This window comes from Pseudoalteromonas ruthenica (genome assembly GCF_008808095.1).
Taxonomy (GTDB): domain Bacteria; phylum Pseudomonadota; class Gammaproteobacteria; order Enterobacterales; family Alteromonadaceae; genus Pseudoalteromonas; species Pseudoalteromonas ruthenica.
Genome location: NZ_CP023396.1, coordinates 1784159 through 1799467 on the forward strand (window position 1 = coordinate 1784159; position 15309 = coordinate 1799467).

The 15309-nt window shown below is 48.7% G+C and carries 14 protein-coding genes; 6 read left to right on the forward strand and 8 right to left on the reverse strand.

The genetic code is table 11. The features are described from left to right. Nucleotides 1–12: 12 nt before the first annotated feature. Genes PRUTH_RS08465 through PRUTH_RS08475 form a run of 3 tightly spaced genes read right to left on the reverse strand, consistent with a single transcriptional unit; the run spans nt 13 to nt 2752 of the window. Entirely contained in the window at nt 13–1248 is a 1236-nt protein-coding gene (locus PRUTH_RS08465) for an erythromycin esterase family protein (RefSeq protein WP_151173046.1), read from the reverse strand. Beyond that, the gene (locus tag PRUTH_RS08470; protein WP_151173047.1) at nt 1245–1784 is read right to left on the reverse strand and encodes a cytochrome b; all 540 of its coding nucleotides are present in this window, start codon (nt 1782–1784) and stop codon (nt 1245–1247) included. Before PRUTH_RS08470 ends, PRUTH_RS08465 begins: the two co-directional genes overlap by 4 nt. Nucleotides 1785–1831: 47 nt before the next feature. Next, complete coding sequence (locus tag PRUTH_RS08475; RefSeq protein WP_151173048.1) at nt 1832–2752, reverse strand: LytTR family DNA-binding domain-containing protein; 921 nt, start codon at nt 2750–2752, stop codon at nt 1832–1834. 66 nt (nt 2753–2818) lie between these two features. Between PRUTH_RS08475 and PRUTH_RS08480 the strand changes: the two genes are divergently transcribed. Then, complete coding sequence (locus tag PRUTH_RS08480) at nt 2819–4702, forward strand: propionyl-CoA synthetase (RefSeq protein WP_130147504.1); 1884 nt, start codon at nt 2819–2821, stop codon at nt 4700–4702. Nucleotides 4703–4732: 30 nt separating this feature from the next. Here PRUTH_RS08480 and PRUTH_RS08485 read toward each other — a convergent pair whose 3' ends face one another. After that, complete coding sequence (locus tag PRUTH_RS08485; protein WP_022945320.1) at nt 4733–5206, reverse strand: VOC family protein; 474 nt, start codon at nt 5204–5206, stop codon at nt 4733–4735. A 285-nt stretch (nt 5207–5491) separates the two neighbouring features. Between PRUTH_RS08485 and PRUTH_RS08490 the strand changes: the two genes are divergently transcribed. The 3 genes from PRUTH_RS08490 to PRUTH_RS08500 are packed head-to-tail and all read left to right on the forward strand — an operon-like array spanning nt 5492 to nt 10226. Further along, entirely contained in the window at nt 5492–6952 is a 1461-nt protein-coding gene (locus tag PRUTH_RS08490) for a hypothetical protein (RefSeq protein WP_151173049.1), read from the forward strand. Nucleotide 6953: 1 nt separating this feature from the next. Next, nucleotides 6954–9065, forward strand: coding sequence for a LodA/GoxA family CTQ-dependent oxidase (locus PRUTH_RS08495; RefSeq protein ID WP_151173050.1), 2112 nt, complete (start codon nt 6954–6956; stop codon nt 9063–9065). A 42-nt stretch (nt 9066–9107) separates the two neighbouring features. After that, nucleotides 9108–10226: an NAD(P)/FAD-dependent oxidoreductase gene (locus tag PRUTH_RS08500; RefSeq protein ID WP_151173051.1), complete on the forward strand. Its 1119-nt coding sequence runs from the start codon at nt 9108–9110 to the stop codon at nt 10224–10226. A gap of 31 nt (nt 10227–10257) precedes the next feature. On the opposite strand, the gene PRUTH_RS08505 is transcribed toward PRUTH_RS08500, so the two are convergent. From PRUTH_RS08505 to PRUTH_RS08515, 3 genes are read right to left on the reverse strand one after another with little or no spacing between them, the layout of a single operon-like run. Next, nucleotides 10258–11454 (reverse strand): MFS transporter, encoded by a 1197-nt coding sequence (locus PRUTH_RS08505; protein ID WP_151173052.1) that lies wholly within the window; start codon nt 11452–11454, stop codon nt 10258–10260. Between the two features lie 3 nt (nt 11455–11457). After that, complete coding sequence (locus PRUTH_RS08510) at nt 11458–11805, reverse strand: cyclophilin-like fold protein (RefSeq protein WP_151173053.1); 348 nt, start codon at nt 11803–11805, stop codon at nt 11458–11460. Nucleotides 11806–11817: 12 nt separating this feature from the next. Next, nucleotides 11818–12300, reverse strand: a complete 483-nt coding sequence (locus tag PRUTH_RS08515) for a (R)-mandelonitrile lyase (protein WP_151173054.1) — start codon at nt 12298–12300, stop codon at nt 11818–11820. Nucleotides 12301–12508: 208 nt separating this feature from the next. On the opposite strand from PRUTH_RS08515, the gene PRUTH_RS08520 reads away from it, so the two are divergent. Beyond that, complete coding sequence (locus PRUTH_RS08520) at nt 12509–13426, forward strand: AraC family transcriptional regulator (RefSeq protein WP_151173055.1); 918 nt, start codon at nt 12509–12511, stop codon at nt 13424–13426. Here PRUTH_RS08520 and PRUTH_RS08525 read toward each other — a convergent pair whose 3' ends face one another. After that, complete coding sequence (locus PRUTH_RS08525) at nt 13427–13867, reverse strand: (R)-mandelonitrile lyase (protein WP_218939672.1); 441 nt, start codon at nt 13865–13867, stop codon at nt 13427–13429. A 334-nt stretch (nt 13868–14201) separates the two neighbouring features. On the opposite strand from PRUTH_RS08525, the gene PRUTH_RS08530 reads away from it, so the two are divergent. Beyond that, a complete protein-coding gene (locus PRUTH_RS08530) occupies nt 14202–15263 on the forward strand; it encodes an alpha/beta hydrolase (protein WP_151173056.1) in 1062 nt (353 codons plus the stop codon). Nucleotides 15264–15309 lie beyond the last annotated feature (46 nt).

The following is a 15309-nucleotide window of genomic DNA, read 5'->3' on the forward strand; positions in this document are numbered from 1 at the left end:
TCAGCGGGGCATTCACTGCCCCGCATAAGTTTTTGGTTGCTCTTTCGACGCTTTGGTGTGCGCCAAGACAAAGAGACTATCCCAGTATTGCTGCCACTGCGCTAACGCAATCCCGTAACGATATTGATGGCCAAACAATACGCTAGTAGACGGCGCATTTTGCACAAAGCGTTGCATTGCTGCGCGGTCAATAAAGAGTGCTTGATGTGTTTGCAGTTCATGCTGTTGCGCAACTAGACGTTCAAATTGCTGTGGCTGGGCCATAATCTTTTTACTTGCCATCGTCACATAGTCGCGATATTCGCCACTGGCGGCGCTAATATGCACTGAGTGCACACTATCGCCAAAGTGTTGCTTCAGCACAGTGCCTAAGTTTGCATAGTGATGCTCAATAAAACCGCCGTAGTTTAAGTGGATATAGTGACCCCAGATAATTACTTTTTTATCTGCCAATTCACTGCTCAGTAACCACTTCACGTTGTCGGCCATCGCCAAGTCGTGCTCGTCATGACGTCGCTGCCCTGCCATCGACTGCGCCACGAGCACTAACCCATGGAGTAACCGGGCGACATACTTTGGTCCTTGGTATCCTTGCTGGTCGCTGACAGCCGTCTTTAAAGCGTGCTGGAGGCGATAGGAGGTAGCAACATAGGCTTGTTGCTGCTTTGCATTAATTTGCTGTGGTTGGCGCTTCAGCACCGCTGCGTTGGTGCGTTTAAACGCAGCCCAGTCGACCTCTTTGGCAACACTTGGGATGAAACGCTGACTTTGCTGGATGATAAATTCGCTTACCTGCGCCTTAGAATATTCACCACTGAGACGACCATCAAAGCCAGCCAGCTGCAAAGGCCGCTCACTGTCTCGCTGTGCGTCAATGTACCGCATGAGCGCTTGCACTGGCGCACTTGCGGCGTACATATAAAAGATGTTACCCGGTGCTTGAGCAGTGATAGCTTGACCGGGCTGTTGCCAGATTTGCGCAACATCAAATAGACCGCTTTCCAGTATCAACGCATCAAAGCCTTGATGCTGGTGTAAATAACGCACCAAACAGGTCTTGAGTGCAAAATTCTGTTGCTCGCCATGGGTCAGTTCATCCAGCATAACGATACGTGCATCGCCAATCGCCTCGCCAAAGCGCGCAAAATTAGCCTGTTCACAGTGGTTATCGAGGTTTATTTTCTCTATTGTTGTGGCGCTTAACGCTGCTGCATACACGCTCAACAATAACGTTACTAGCCACTTCATAGACGCGCTCCTTTTTCGCCGACTAACATCCGAATTAATGTCCCATCTCGGTCAATAAAGTGGTGTTTTAATGCTGCCAATGCATGGATAGACAGTGTAAAGCACAGCGCCCAAGCACAGTATATGTGCACCGCTAACCCCCAGTCGCTAAGCGCTGCTGAGTGAGCAACGACTTGCTGCTGAGCATCTATGTTTTGCGCCAACAACGGCCAATCGAATAAAGCAATGCCATAGCCACCAAAGCCGCTGTAAGCAGCGCCCGACACCACCATTATTACCAGCAGCACCAACAACAACCAATGAAAGCCATGCACCGCTTTCGCGCCCTTACCTTTAGCCGTGCTCTGCCAGGGTTTGAACCAGCGCAGCACCAGTCGGGGTAGCAGCAATAATGCCACCACCACGGCAACGGATTTGTGTAAGTGATATAGGCCATAGTCGGCGACATAGGTCATGTAATATCCCAGGGTCAGCAACCCCAAAATAAGCGCCGCCATCAGCCAATGTAGTAGTCGGTTTACACCTGCATAAGTCATTAAGTACCTCCTCTTTTTTCTTCAAAGGTACTTATTAACGCATTGATTTAAATAACTTTGTGATGAAACAACTGAGTTTGTGACGAAATGCCTGGCTGTGTGCTTTGAGTTAATACTTGCTTCAGCGCTGGTTTAAAAGTTTTGCTCACTGGTACCCAATGATCCTCACCCACTAACACCTGCGCTTTGCCATTTTCCAATGGCTTAAGCTCACGTACATGGTGTAGGTTAATCAGGTAACTGCGATGGACGCGTATCATAGGCGCCGCGCCTAGCTGCTCACTCAGTTGTTTAATGGTGGTGCGCACCAAGTAACGGCTATCAGCATCGACAACCTCAACATAATTACCTGCAGCGCGCACATACTGAATATCACTGATAGCGAGCGTTTTTTCCATGCCCCGATGCTGCACTGTGAGACATGCAGGAGCGATATCGGCCCCGTTAACTGAGTCGCGTGCTTTCACCTTGGTTACCAAGCTCAGGTAAATGGCTCCCATCACCAAAAGCACTGCAAAGGTGTACTTAGGTAGTAAATTAATGACTGCGCCAGCCCAATTAGGACCATAAAAATCGAAATCGAGCGACACTCGGATATAACTTAGCAACAACACACTCACCACAGCACAGCTCAACAGCAGCGGTTTATACACTCGCTGAGAACGTGTTAGCGCATATATTGCTGCCATAGATAGCCCCCATAAAGCACCCCACTCTTTCACCCAAAATAACTGTGAGTCGATAAAGTCCCAGCGTGCACCACCCACGTAGTGGCGCCAAAACAAGCAATAGAGATTAAATATAAAAAGCAAGGCTACCCATAAGACGCCTAGTTTCAGCGTTGGGTGGCTAAGCTGTTGCCAGCGCTGCAGCCAAGTCATGGTGTCAATCCATTGTCCGAATAGATTGGCAAAAATAACAAATCTAACGCGATAAACAAAGCCATGCAGCACAGACCAAGGTCGCATACAGCTTGCTCGAAAAAGAGCCTACATTTTGTAGGGTCTCTCACATGTAATACGAGGAAAATATTTATGGCGGGCGAATATCAGCGCATTTACCAGCAGTTTCAAAGCGACCCAGTGAAATTTTGGATGCACCAGAGCCAGCGCATCGATTGGCATACGCCACCCACTGAGGCTTACCATCAAGACTCACAAGGGCTTTATCATTGGTTTGCCGACGCCAAACTCAATACCAGTTACTTGGCATTAGATAGTCACGTTAACCAAGGTTATGGTGAGCGCCCAGCGCTGATTTATGACTCACCCGTCACCGCCACGCAACAAACATACAGCTACCGCGAACTGCGCGATGAAGTGGCTCACTTTGCCGGAGTCATGCGTGAATTAGGCGTCGGCAAAGGTGACCGAGTGGTGATTTACATGCCGATGATCCCGCAAGCAGTGATAGCGATGCTCGCCTGTGCACGCTTGGGCGCCATTCACTCGGTGGTATTCGGTGGCTTTGCGGCGCATGAATTAGCGGTGCGTATTGATGATGCCACACCCAAGCTGGTGCTCGGCGCCTCTTGCGGCATTGAAGTAGAGCGTGTCATCGCTTACAAACCACTCATTGACGAAGCCCTAGCCAAGGCACATCATAAGGTGCAGCACTGTATTATTTACCAGCGCCCACAATGTCCTGCTGAATTGAGCCCCATGCGTGATGTTGACTGGCATCAAGCAATGCAAACAGCCACTGCCGTTGACGCTGTTCCCGTAGCCGGAGATCACCCCTTATATATTCTCTACACCTCGGGGACAACCGGCACTCCAAAAGGGGTCGTGCGCGAGCATGGCGGCCATGCCCTGGCAATGCATTACAGTATGGAAGTGGTTTACGCCATGAAACCGGCGGAGGTGTTTTGGGCTGCATCGGACATCGGCTGGGTGGTCGGCCATTCCTATATTGTATACGCGCCGTTGATCTACGGCTGTACAACGGTTTTGTACGAGGGCAAGCCAGTGCGAACCCCTGATGCCAGTGCCTTTTGGCGTGTGGTTGAAGAGCATCAAGTAAATGCGCTGTTTAGCGCGCCAACCGCTTTTCGCGCGATAAAAAAAGAAGACCCTAATGGCGCAGGGTTTAAGCGCCATAACACGCAAAGTTTACAGCGGCTCTTTTTAGCTGGAGAGCGCCTCGATCCGCCCACTTATGAGTGGCTAACCGAAACCACCCAGTTACCCGTATTAGATCACTGGTGGCAAACCGAAACCGGCTGGGCTATTGCCTGTAACCCTATAGGCATTGAACCTTTACCAATCAAAGCAGGCAGTGCCAGTGTGCCCACCCCCGGTTTCGATGTGCATATACTTGATGTTGATGGCACCCCCTGCGCTGCAGGTGAAAGTGGTGCGGTTGCCATTAAGTTACCACTGCCTCCGGGGTGTTTACCGACCATTTGGCAAAACAATGAGCGCTTCAAAGCCGGTTACTTAAGTACCTACCCTGGCTATTATCTCTGTGGTGATGGCGGCTACATCGATGAGCAAGGCTACGTGTTTATCATGGGCCGTATCGACGATGTGATTAATGTCGCCGGGCATCGATTATCCACCGGCGAAATGGAGGAAATCGTTGCTGCCCACCCCGCTGTTGCCGAATGTGCGGTGTTTGGTATAAGTGATACCTTGAAAGGCCAGTTGCCGATGGCAATGGTGGTGCTGAAAGATAGTTATTCCGGCACTTGGGCTGATATTCGCGCCGAGCTTATTAGCAGCGTGCGCACACAAATCGGCGCCATTGCCTGTTTAAAAGAAGTGCTGTGTGTTGAGCGTTTACCGAAAACTCGCTCGGGCAAGATACTGCGTAAAAACCTCCGCCAACTGGTTGATGGCGAAGCGCTGCAAATTCCCTCTACCATTGATGACGCCAGTATTTTCACCCAAATAGCACAACAATTACGCAGTGCCTAAAGACCCGGTGCCCACGGTAGTGGGCCCTCACTAAGCATCCTGTTGCTCGCTCATAAAGTCAGCCATACGCTGTTGCAGTTGCTCTGGGCTGAGGTCCTCTTGATGGGTAGCAATGGTCCAAATATGGCCAAAGGGATCTTCCAAGGTTCCTGCTCTGTCGCCATAAAATTGATCGTGCACAGGACGCAGCTCTTTTGCACCTGCGTCAATAGCACGGGCGAACGTGGTATCAACATCCTCCACATACAACATCATACTCACGGGAGTACCACCGAGTTGGTGAGGACTAACAAAATGTTCATCGGGGCAAGCATCGGCCACCATCAAGTATGAATCACCTATTTTAAGCTCACCGTGAGCAATGCCGCCATCAGGCAACGGCATTTGCATTACGATTTCTGCGGCAAATACGTGTTGATAAAACGCCATCGCTTTCGCTGCACCATCAATAATTAAATAGGCAGTAAGCGAGTGAAACCCTTTGGGCTTGGCAGACACACTCATATGACCTCCGGTTATTTTAATCGCTCAGCTTTAGCTTAGTTGATGAGCCTATACAAACACAGACTACAACCAAGTTAAAACAAATTAAGGTACAAATGTTATGTGCTGTAATTGTTATTTAAATGTTAACTAACTACATTAAATTTAGATGTTGAACCTATTATGGGGAGACCATCTATCGTGTTCTTTTACACCCACTGTTCTTTTATGGCCAACACCATTATTGGATGCCTAAGGTAAAACAGGCCTGCTTTAAAAGGATTCTTTGTAGCAAGGAGATTATTGATGAAAACACCTGCCGCACTTGCGCTGCTAAGTAGCTCGCTGCTGACATTTAGCAGTCCCAACTCTGTTGCCGCCAGTTCCGACGACTTTAATGACCAACACTGCCAAGCGCCGCAGAGTTGGCAAAGCTTTAAAAGTATCACTATGCCTGATGGCAATGACTTTAACTCGTCTTCAAACTGCGAGTTCCACGCCTGGTCATGGCAGATGTTTATGTGGCTAATGCAAGAAGATCCACATAATTCAGGACAACCACGCTTCCTAGGGTTTGAGACTCCTTATGATTTACTGGGTGTAGAAAACCGTGAAAGTTTACTGCCAAGAATGGCAAAGTCGAGCGATGCCAAAGCACTTGATGAGTATCTGCAAGCAGGCACTGAGGGATTACTCGTCGACAGACAAGGCAAACCTGTTTACTACTCTCAATACTTAAACCCTGAATTTGTCGATTTTGTCAGCGAGCATGATCTGACTAACTATAAAAGTGTACAGAAGATTGATCCATCTCTGAGCTTCGATATTAATGTTGCTGAGTTTAAAGCTTCTTGGAAAATCGTTGATGCGACCACCGCCAACAGTGGCCAGTATTTTGTTACCCGCCAACCGGTTTATAAGTTGGTAAATAAGGGTGGTCAAATAGTGGTGGATATAACGCAACAAAGCAACGAGTACTTGGCTCTGGTAGGGTTTCATATTGCAGGCGTGGTCAAAGGGCACCCGGAGATGATCTGGGCCACTTTCGAGCATAAAGACAACGCTCCCAATGTGTGCTCTAAGCCACAGAACAGTTATGACGATCCCTGCCCAGTAGTACAAAACATCGACCCCAATCAGATTGTCTCAGAGCGGGACTGGACGTTTTACAGTGCCAATACTAAGTACAAAGAGTGTAATTTAAACTACAGTGTTTCGGGCCGGCTCACACTTGACGAAAAAAGCCAAACACTTAGCCCTAGTACCCAAGTTTGTCGCCGTTATGCCTGGGGTAATGACGCCACCCAAGCCACCTTCAAAGCGCCAACTAATATTCGAGTAGTACAACAACTGAACCACAGTGTCGATGATTTACTGGCTTCCAAGGACTTTGCCCTGCCGCAAGATCGCCAATGGTTAAAAAATTATTTTGAGGTCTCGGCTATTTGGTTTGCCCAGGCAAATGCTCTTAAACCCGGACAAACACTGGCTACTAACGTCGATGACAAGGGACAGCAATTACTTATTGGCGGTTTACATTTATCAAACGCAACCATAGAGACCTTTACGCAAACACAAAGCACTATGGATAATTGCTTCCGCTGTCATAATAGTTCACAACGCTTTCCCCCGAATGGTTCACATAAACTGTCGCCATTAAAGCCCACCAACCTCAATATCAGCCATGCCTTTATGAATATGTATTTCTGGGATCAGGAAATGAAGCAGTACGTGAAGGAAAACCTAGCCAAAAAGGGAGAGAAATAACATGAGTACTAATACAATTTTTCGCGTTCACCCAACCATCAACTTTGCTCGCGTTGGCAACAGTGAAGAGTTTTATATCGCTCCGGAGACAGCCGCCGGTGAGCTATTGGACAAATCATCGGGACTATTTGGTGGTTTACCTATTAAATGGGGAAGCGAAGCGACCCCTATCACTGCCGATGACTTTCGCGACCAGCAACAACGGGTAAAACGTCAAGCCGCACGCTTTCGTATCTACGCGTACGATGAACCACAAAGTAGCTACCCAAGTAATGACAAAGGTCGGGAAATAACTCTTGGCGATACCATCAATGGCAAGACCGTCAGCGATATTATTTGGCAAGTGCATGTAGCCAATAAAAAGAACAATAACTTTACAATTGCCGATAGTGAAGGCAATGAAGAGGGCATAAATAGCTACACTCATGGACAAACTCCGCCGTTGCGTAACCCCACTTATGGTCTTGACCCAAACATGCCAGAGCGCCTATTACAATTAGTCATAGACCCTGGCCCTCGTTGCATTCGTGCCAGTGATAGCAATACGGTGGTGCATTTTGATGCTCACACTACTGCCTCTTATATTGATCAACAGGGGCAAATTCAGCAACAGCCAAACTACCCCACTAGTTTCCCAAGCGATCATTTTGACAATCTCAATCCCAGTTCCGGTGACATTACCACCCTAGGTGAGCTGCGAGTCGAGTCTAATACTGGGCGTTTAGTCGTTACTGGGGGGTACGGTAATGCTTTTGCTTTTAAAAAAGGTAACTATGGCGCAGGTACGCATATGAGTGAAGCGCAAAAGCGAAAGGTTGAGCTCAATGGCGCTATTGATAATGATGGGTGGTTCGATGACGTTGCCGATGGCCCAGTGCATGCAACGATTGTGTTCGATGATGGCTCAACAGCTCAAGTTGTCGCCGGTTGGTTTGTATCGACCGATCCCGCCTATGCTCCGCAAACGCGAAACATTGTCTCAACGTGGGATGATATTTTTAATACCTGGGTGGAGCATCTCAACCTTATTCCTGACCTCTATAGCGAAGGCCAGTATAACAGCAACTACAAAGCCTCGTTTAATGGCGATGTTTTACCTATATTGCATGGTGCGTATTTACAACGCTGGAATACCAATCTACCGAATAAGGGAATACAAGGGCACAACTTTATCGCTAAAATTAAACCTTCCGACAACCCTAAAGAGTTCATCAAAGACTTCGATGGCTTGATACGCAACCCTAACTTGCCTGCTGATGATAGCGAACGCACGAAAATGCCATTGTCGCTGGGCGATGCAACGAAGAGCTTTTTATCTTTATCTACCACCCAGTACTTCCTTATGAAACAGTGGTACGAAGGTCACAGTGAAGAACAAGCACCCAACCTAGGTGAGGGTGAAAAGCTTGATAAAGTAGTTCTAGAAAACTGCTTGGGAGGACGCTATTCGCCAGGCATTGAGCTGACCTTCATTGTGCGTGATACACACCTTTATAAAGTAGACAATAGCAATGGTGTAGCCACGATTCCCGCCACACAAGGACCATTTAGGATAAACGAGCAGCCATTGGATTATAGCCATGCGAGTAAAGCACAGCCGTTCCTAAGTTTTGGCTATATACCCAATAACAGTGCCAAAGTAACCCCCGGAGATTTAAGTAAGTTTATGGCACAACCTTGGCATACCGATTACAACAGTTGTGCCGTGCATGAACCTGATCCCGTGCCCCCTGCAAGTAACACCTTGTATTGGTCTTGGCCTGCCCAGCGTCCGGTTCAAGTGCACCCAGCCAATTTGTGTACATTTAACGAACAACAAGGCACTTGGAACCTTGGCGGACAACTCTTTAGTATTCGCGGTGATGCTGATGGTGAGGATAACTTAACCTACTCAGATTACCCGCAAAATGTAGGCCGGTACCGTCAGTACCTCGATTACTTGGCTAATTGGCATAAAACCGGATTTATTATTCAAGGTCACCAAGTAAGTGCTCCTAAAGGTGATAACTATGGTAGCGACAAGTTCGTTGAAGTAGAGAGCTTGTATCAGTCGAACGGGCAGTTGGTACAGCCTTGGCCAACTTCAGTGATCCCAGAGCCAACTGGTAAATAACGCTTGATAGCCGGTTCTTTTGGGACCGGCTAAGGATTAACTATGACTGACGATGTCTTGATCATTGGTGCTGGGCCTGCTGGGATTGCCACTGCAATCGCAATCAAAAAGCAGGCACCACATTTGACTGTTACACTCGTTGATGCCGCAACAAGTGCCAAAGCAAAGCTTGGTGAAACTATTCCACCAGCTGCTAACGAGGTGCTTAGGCGAATACTTGGCGAGCATTCAGAGGAGCTTTTATCTAAGCACCTCATTTGCCCAGGGTCGATTTCCCGATGGCATAATGAACAAGTTGGCTTTAATGACTTTTTCTTTGCCCTGACAGGCCAAGGATATCATTTAGATCGACAGCTTTTTGAACATGACCTAAGTACTTATGCCTGCCAACTGGGTGTGACATTATTACGTGGTGCAAAAGTTAACGCTGTCGCTGCAAGTACCACTGGCTTTCGCTTGTCTGTACACTTAGGGAGTGACAAGAAAGTATACCATGCCCGCTTTGTGGTGGATGCGAGCGCTCAGCAGCGCCGCCTGACCCGTACTTTAGAAGTTGCAGAAAACACCTTCGATGAAGTGCTCTATCTCAGTGCGCTTGTCTCAGTTGAGCAATCGCCTTCATGCAGTGAGCGTACTGTGGTTGAGGCACAGCCTTATGGATGGTGGTATGGCGCAGCCTTACCTGGTAAGCAATTGATGCTAATGTTATGTACCGACCGCGATAATGTTGCTCAATATGGTCTTGATAACAGTTACGAATTTTTATGTCGGGCCTGCGAAAACGGGTTATTTCAGTATGGGTTTAACCACTTACGTAATTACAGCGCTAATGAGATACATATAACAAAGCGGCGCGTAAGCTCAGGTATTCTTAGTAAGGTTATTGGTAACAACTGGCTGGCAGTAGGCGATAGCGCAAGTAACTACGATCCCATCTCCTCTGCCGGTATTACCAAAGCGCTCATACATGGTGAACTCGCAGGTAAAGCCATTGCTGAGTGTTTCCAATATGGCAGTGAAGAGGCTTTACTGGCTTATGAGCAGCGTGTTTTTGCCGATTTTAATCAATATATAGCGCTTCATGCACAGCATTACGGTTGCAATCAACGCTTTGCTGACGCCTCATTTTGGCAAGCACGACGGGCCGTAACACAGGCTTAGTAACGCTTAGGTTATATAAACTTACCCATTATTAAGTGGGTTTGCTGGGCTCTGCCCTGTTAGCGCTATGAAGAGTGCAGCTAAGTAGAGCGATGAGCGCGGTAATACCGGCAAGCACTGCGTACCCACAAAATAAAGTAAATACACCCACATAGTTAGCAGCGATACTCGCAACTAAAGCAGGCAACACCGCCCCCAAATACGAGACCATGTAAACACTTGCCAGCATCCCTGCGCGATGTTCTCGGCTAATATCTGCCATCAACACAGACATTGCCGCGCTACTGGCAACCCCTTGCGCAATCCCCACACTCAAGCTCGCAGCCAAAAAGACTTCGAGCCAACCGAAATAGAGCGCACAGGCAATAACCATAAGGGCCGTTACTAAAATCAACATCGCCACCCCAATCGCGCGCTGGGCAACGAACCTGTCCGCGAGCGCCCCACCCAAAGGGGTGAGCACCATCACTGAGGAAAAGGCCAACGCACTGATAAAGGCATTGTCACTACCCAGCGCAGTGGCGACAATTTCCGGCCCAAACGCTTGGTAGAACCCACCAATAGACCAAGTAGCCACCATCACAGCTGCCAAAGTGGCAAACGGCCTCAATGCTGCTTTTGGCATGTAGAAATCAGGCGTTAGTGCTGAGCACACATTGCCTTTACGCTGCACTGTTTCCTCGCATTGAAGCAGTAGTCCAAGTAGCATCACCGCCACAGTGGCTATCAAGGTGTAAATGAGTAATTTTGGCGCAGGAGCATAGCTCACGAGTAAGGCACTGCTCACAGCTCCCAAAGGGATACCGATCATGGGCGCACAACTGGTGATTAGTGCCACCCATGATTTACGTCTATAGCTTCCCAAATCGGTGACATAAGCGCCTACGGAACTTGCAGCCACACCGCACGCAAATCCCTGTAAGGCTCGTGCAATGAGCAGCGCAAGCGAGGTTTGCATGGCAATCATAGTGACACAAGAAAGTAAGACACACAGTAACGCTGCCACGGCCATAGGCTTGCGACCGAGATGGTTTGATAACCTTCCAAATACCAATAAAGCCAGTGCAGCGGCAATAAAGTAGGCTAGTGAAACCCAACCTAAGTCGCTGTGCGAAAGGCCATCTTGCGCACGATATACATTAAAGAGTGAAATTGGCGCGCCGGCGCAAGCAAACACCAAAATTTGTATACTCGCGGCGACAAAAAATGCCTGGTGCTTCGCTAGCATTGCTTATTGCGCTCGAATACACACAGTATCACCATCAGCTGCCAATAGTGCACTGAGATCCCCTGTTAACGCGCCTAGCTTCACCAACCCTATGGCGTAGGCGGTGTGGCGATAAAAAATCGCCAAGTTCCCCCAAGGAGCATAGTAAGCGATATCTCCAGGCTCACCTACACAGCCCGCTACGGCTTCGGATAAGCTCAACTCCTTCGGTAAATTGGCAATTTTCTCCGCTTGAGCAAAATCACTGAGCAACACCTGCAAAGGCAATAGAGCATAGAAATCTCGTGCCGCAGGGGTATCCAGCAGGGTGCCAGTCAATGCTGTCTCGCCTATAGTTAAACTAATATGCATAAGCCCCCGCACCTAAGGCTGATACTGCTTATCGGTCACGGCCTCCATCCAAGTCACGACACTGCCTTGGTGCGACTCTTGAATAGCCATATGTGTCATTGCCGTGCGCGCAGTCGCACCATGCCAATGTTTCACATTCGCAGGGATGTGGACGACATCACCAGGCTCAATCACTAAACGCCGACCCTGCCACTGCTGTACCCAACCCTGACCCGAGGTAACAATTAACGTTTGCCCTCGTGGATGACTATGCCAATGTGTGCGACTGCTGGGCTCGAACGTCACATTCGCACCGCCGGCACGGGTCTGTGGTTGCGGCTGAAATAGGGGTTCCACGCGCACCGCGCCGCTAAAGTATTGCTCAAGCCCCTGCAGAGGTAACTGGCTACCGTTAACTTGTACGCTGATTTGCGCCTCAGGAGCGCTTTGTGCCATGGCCTGAGTCGCCATTGTCAGGCCAATAATTAACATCAACGTCGGAATAATCGCTTTCATAGGTCATCTCCTCAGATTAAGTAGGTGTAATCAACAGCTGTGATTTGCGCTGTCGATTGCATCTATTTTTTCTGAGTTCAGCCTATCTCGGTAGTATATTATTCCGCTTTACTTGCCTATAACTCTGAGTGTACAGAACAATTTCTAGGCAAGCTTTATTCTGTGCATTACACTCACAGTTACCCACCCCATCGCCGTAGACAAGACTATGAACACAGAGCAAAACCGTATCAGTGCCATCAGCAATGAGTTGGCTGCAATGATCGAACGCCACAATCAAGGCCAAGCGATGCAAGAAACAGCGATTGAAGGGTTGGCATTTTATCGCCAAACAGAGCCCGCCGATTCGTGTTCATTGTGTGTGGTTGAACCAAGCATTGCTCTGGTGGTGCAAGGTGCGAAAAGCATGACCCTAGGGGACCAAGAGTTTCGTTACGACCCTTACCACTTTCTCATTACATCACTGGATTTACCGGCAAGAATGCAAGTGTTGGAGGCGAACGACCAAGCACCATATCTAGGCCTTGTTCTTAAGTTTGATTTGGCGGTGATGAGCGAGCTAATCGTTCAAGCGCCACTGCAAAAAGCCCCCCCCAGCGAGCATGACAAGGGCATGGTACTGGGGACTATGACCACGACCTTACTCGGTGCGTGCCAGCGCTTAGCTGCACTGCTCGATGAACCCGATTCACAGGCGGTATTGGCGCCGCTTATCAAGCGTGAGATTTTCTGGCGGGTGCTGATCAGTGAGCAAGGGGCACGGTTACGCCAAGTAGTCTCTGCTGGCAGCCAGGGGCTGCGAGTAGCACGTGCCATCGAGTGGCTGAAAACACACTACCAAGAACACCAAAGTGTTGATGAGCTGGCCGACATGGCGCAAATGAGCAAGTCCACCTTCCATCATCATTTTCGCCAACTCACCGCCATGAGCCCATTGCAATATCAAAAGCGCTTGCGCTTGCTTGAAGCCCGTCGGCTTATGCTCGGCGAGCAATTCGATGCTTCAAGTGCGGCTTACAAGGTGGGCTACGAAAGCCCATCGCAATTCTCTCGCGAATATTCGCGTTTGTTCGGCACTTCCCCCAAACGCGATATCGCTGCGCAGCGCCAGCAAATTAAAGGTTAACTAAGGTGCTTCACTGGCCTTAGCTACAGGCGCCAAATAATGCTCATCGCTCACTGCCTCAAACCATTGCACAGCCTCACCATTAAGCGCCTCTTGCACCGCGATGTGCTGCATCGGTTCACTACTGGTTGCACCATGCCAGTGACGACGACCACAGTTACACCAAATCAAATCACCCGGCCCGATCTGCGTTTTCTCACCCCCTTCACATTGGGTCCAACCGATGCCCTGAGTGACCACCAAAATTTGTCCCAATGGGTGTGAGTGCCAGTGTGTACGTGCGCCAGCAGCAAAATTAACAACCGCAGCACCTAATCGTGATGGTGCCGGGGCGTTAAATAAACTACTAATAGTTACCGAGCCGGTAAAACATTCCGCAGGGCCCGTTATGGGTTCACTCTGGTGCGCCCGGATAACGCTCATATCTTCACTTTTTGACATGGTTTTCTCCCGTTTCTCAAAACACCTAGTAGTGATTACAGTAGCGATGATTTGTGCCTAATAGAATGCCAAAAACAGCAGCATCATTGCCTGATTGTAGCTCGCGCTTGAAAACGAAGAAGAACGTCTACATTAGCTCTGCAAAATAACCCGATATTCGATAGTCAGCGGTAACCCTTTTCCTATCACTCATACTTTTAGGCAAGAACCGAACAGCTTTGTGTCTATTTAATAACCAGCCTTTACCTGATAATGAGCTCAGCAACGCAACACATTGTGTGCACTTGGTAACCCTAGTGATCACCAACACTGTGTTGCACAACCGGAGGTTCTGATGAAAGCCACATTTATAAATCCATTCACTAGCGTGCTTATCTGCTCGGCCCTATGGGCAAGTGCAACCCTAGCTGCAAATAATGCCCATACTGCACAGGTGAGTCACGGAGCCAATAACTTCTATCAAAGCGAGCGTATCTCTATGCAAAAAGTTACATTCAACAATCAATATCACATGCAGGTTACTGGTAATTTATACCTGCCCGAAAACATGCAGGCGGATGAGCGCAAACCAGCAATTATCGTGGGTCACCCAATGGGAGCGGTGAAAGAACAAAGTGCCGTACTCTATGCACAAAAGCTTGCGGAAATGGGTTTTGTCACACTGGCCATTGATCTGTCATTTTGGGGTGAAAGCGAAGGCAATCCGCGCAATGCCGTGCTACCAGACATGTATGCCGAAGATTTTAGTGCCGCAGTCGATTACTTAGGTGCCAACGAGCATGTCGATGCCAAACGTATCGGCGTACTGGGCATATGCGGCAGCGGTGGCTTCGCAATCAGTGCTGCGAAAATCGACCCGCGTATGAAAGCCATAGCCACGGTGAGTATGTATAACATGGGGGCATTCACTCGCAACCTGTATAACCAGTCGCAAACGCTGGCACAACGTAAACAAGTGATCGCTCAAGCTGCTGCGCAGCGCAATGTTGAGTTTGCAGGCGGGGAAACTCGATACACCGGCGGCACTCCTCATGAAATCAATGACGATTCACACCCCATAGCTAAAGAGTTTTACGATTTTTACCGCACACCACGTGGCCAATATACGCCTGCGGGCTCCTCACCTGAGCTGACCACGCACCCTACGCTTAGCAGCAATACTAAGTTTATGAATTTTTATCCGTTCAATGACATGGAACTGATCTCGCCGCGCCCGCTACTTTTTATTTCCGGCGACCAAGCGCATTCCATTGAATTTAGCCAAGATGCCTATGCCCGCGCAGCTGAGCCCAAAGAGCTCTACCTAGTTGAAGGCGCCGGCCATGTTGACTTATATGATCGTGTTGAGTTGATCCCATTTGCTAAGCTCGGCAACTTTTTCAACACCCACCTATAATTTGCTGACTCTAGGGCAGTCTATCACTGCCCTATCATTATTTTGG

Bases quoted from the DNA above. Each gene is read 5' to 3' on its own strand.
- PRUTH_RS08465 (WP_151173046.1), bottom strand. From the start codon at position 1,248: ATGAAGTGGCTAGTAACGTTATTGTTGAGCGTGTATGCAGCAGCGTTA.
- PRUTH_RS08470 (WP_151173047.1), bottom strand. From the start codon at position 1,784: ATGACTTATGCAGGTGTAAACCGACTACTACATTGGCTGATGGCGGCG.
- PRUTH_RS08475 (WP_151173048.1), bottom strand. From the start codon at position 2,752: ATGCGACCTTGGTCTGTGCTGCATGGCTTTGTTTATCGCGTTAGATTT.
- PRUTH_RS08480 (WP_130147504.1), top strand. From the start codon at position 2,819: ATGGCGGGCGAATATCAGCGCATTTACCAGCAGTTTCAAAGCGACCCA.
- PRUTH_RS08485 (WP_022945320.1), bottom strand. From the start codon at position 5,206: ATGAGTGTGTCTGCCAAGCCCAAAGGGTTTCACTCGCTTACTGCCTAT.
- PRUTH_RS08490 (WP_151173049.1), top strand. From the start codon at position 5,492: ATGAAAACACCTGCCGCACTTGCGCTGCTAAGTAGCTCGCTGCTGACA.
- PRUTH_RS08495 (WP_151173050.1), top strand. From the start codon at position 6,954: ATGAGTACTAATACAATTTTTCGCGTTCACCCAACCATCAACTTTGCT.
- PRUTH_RS08500 (WP_151173051.1), top strand. From the start codon at position 9,108: ATGACTGACGATGTCTTGATCATTGGTGCTGGGCCTGCTGGGATTGCC.
- PRUTH_RS08505 (WP_151173052.1), bottom strand. From the start codon at position 11,454: ATGCTAGCGAAGCACCAGGCATTTTTTGTCGCCGCGAGTATACAAATT.
- PRUTH_RS08510 (WP_151173053.1), bottom strand. From the start codon at position 11,805: ATGCATATTAGTTTAACTATAGGCGAGACAGCATTGACTGGCACCCTG.
- PRUTH_RS08515 (WP_151173054.1), bottom strand. From the start codon at position 12,300: ATGAAAGCGATTATTCCGACGTTGATGTTAATTATTGGCCTGACAATG.
- PRUTH_RS08520 (WP_151173055.1), top strand. From the start codon at position 12,509: ATGAACACAGAGCAAAACCGTATCAGTGCCATCAGCAATGAGTTGGCT.
- PRUTH_RS08525 (WP_218939672.1), bottom strand. From the start codon at position 13,867: ATGTCAAAAAGTGAAGATATGAGCGTTATCCGGGCGCACCAGAGTGAA.
- PRUTH_RS08530 (WP_151173056.1), top strand. From the start codon at position 14,202: ATGAAAGCCACATTTATAAATCCATTCACTAGCGTGCTTATCTGCTCG.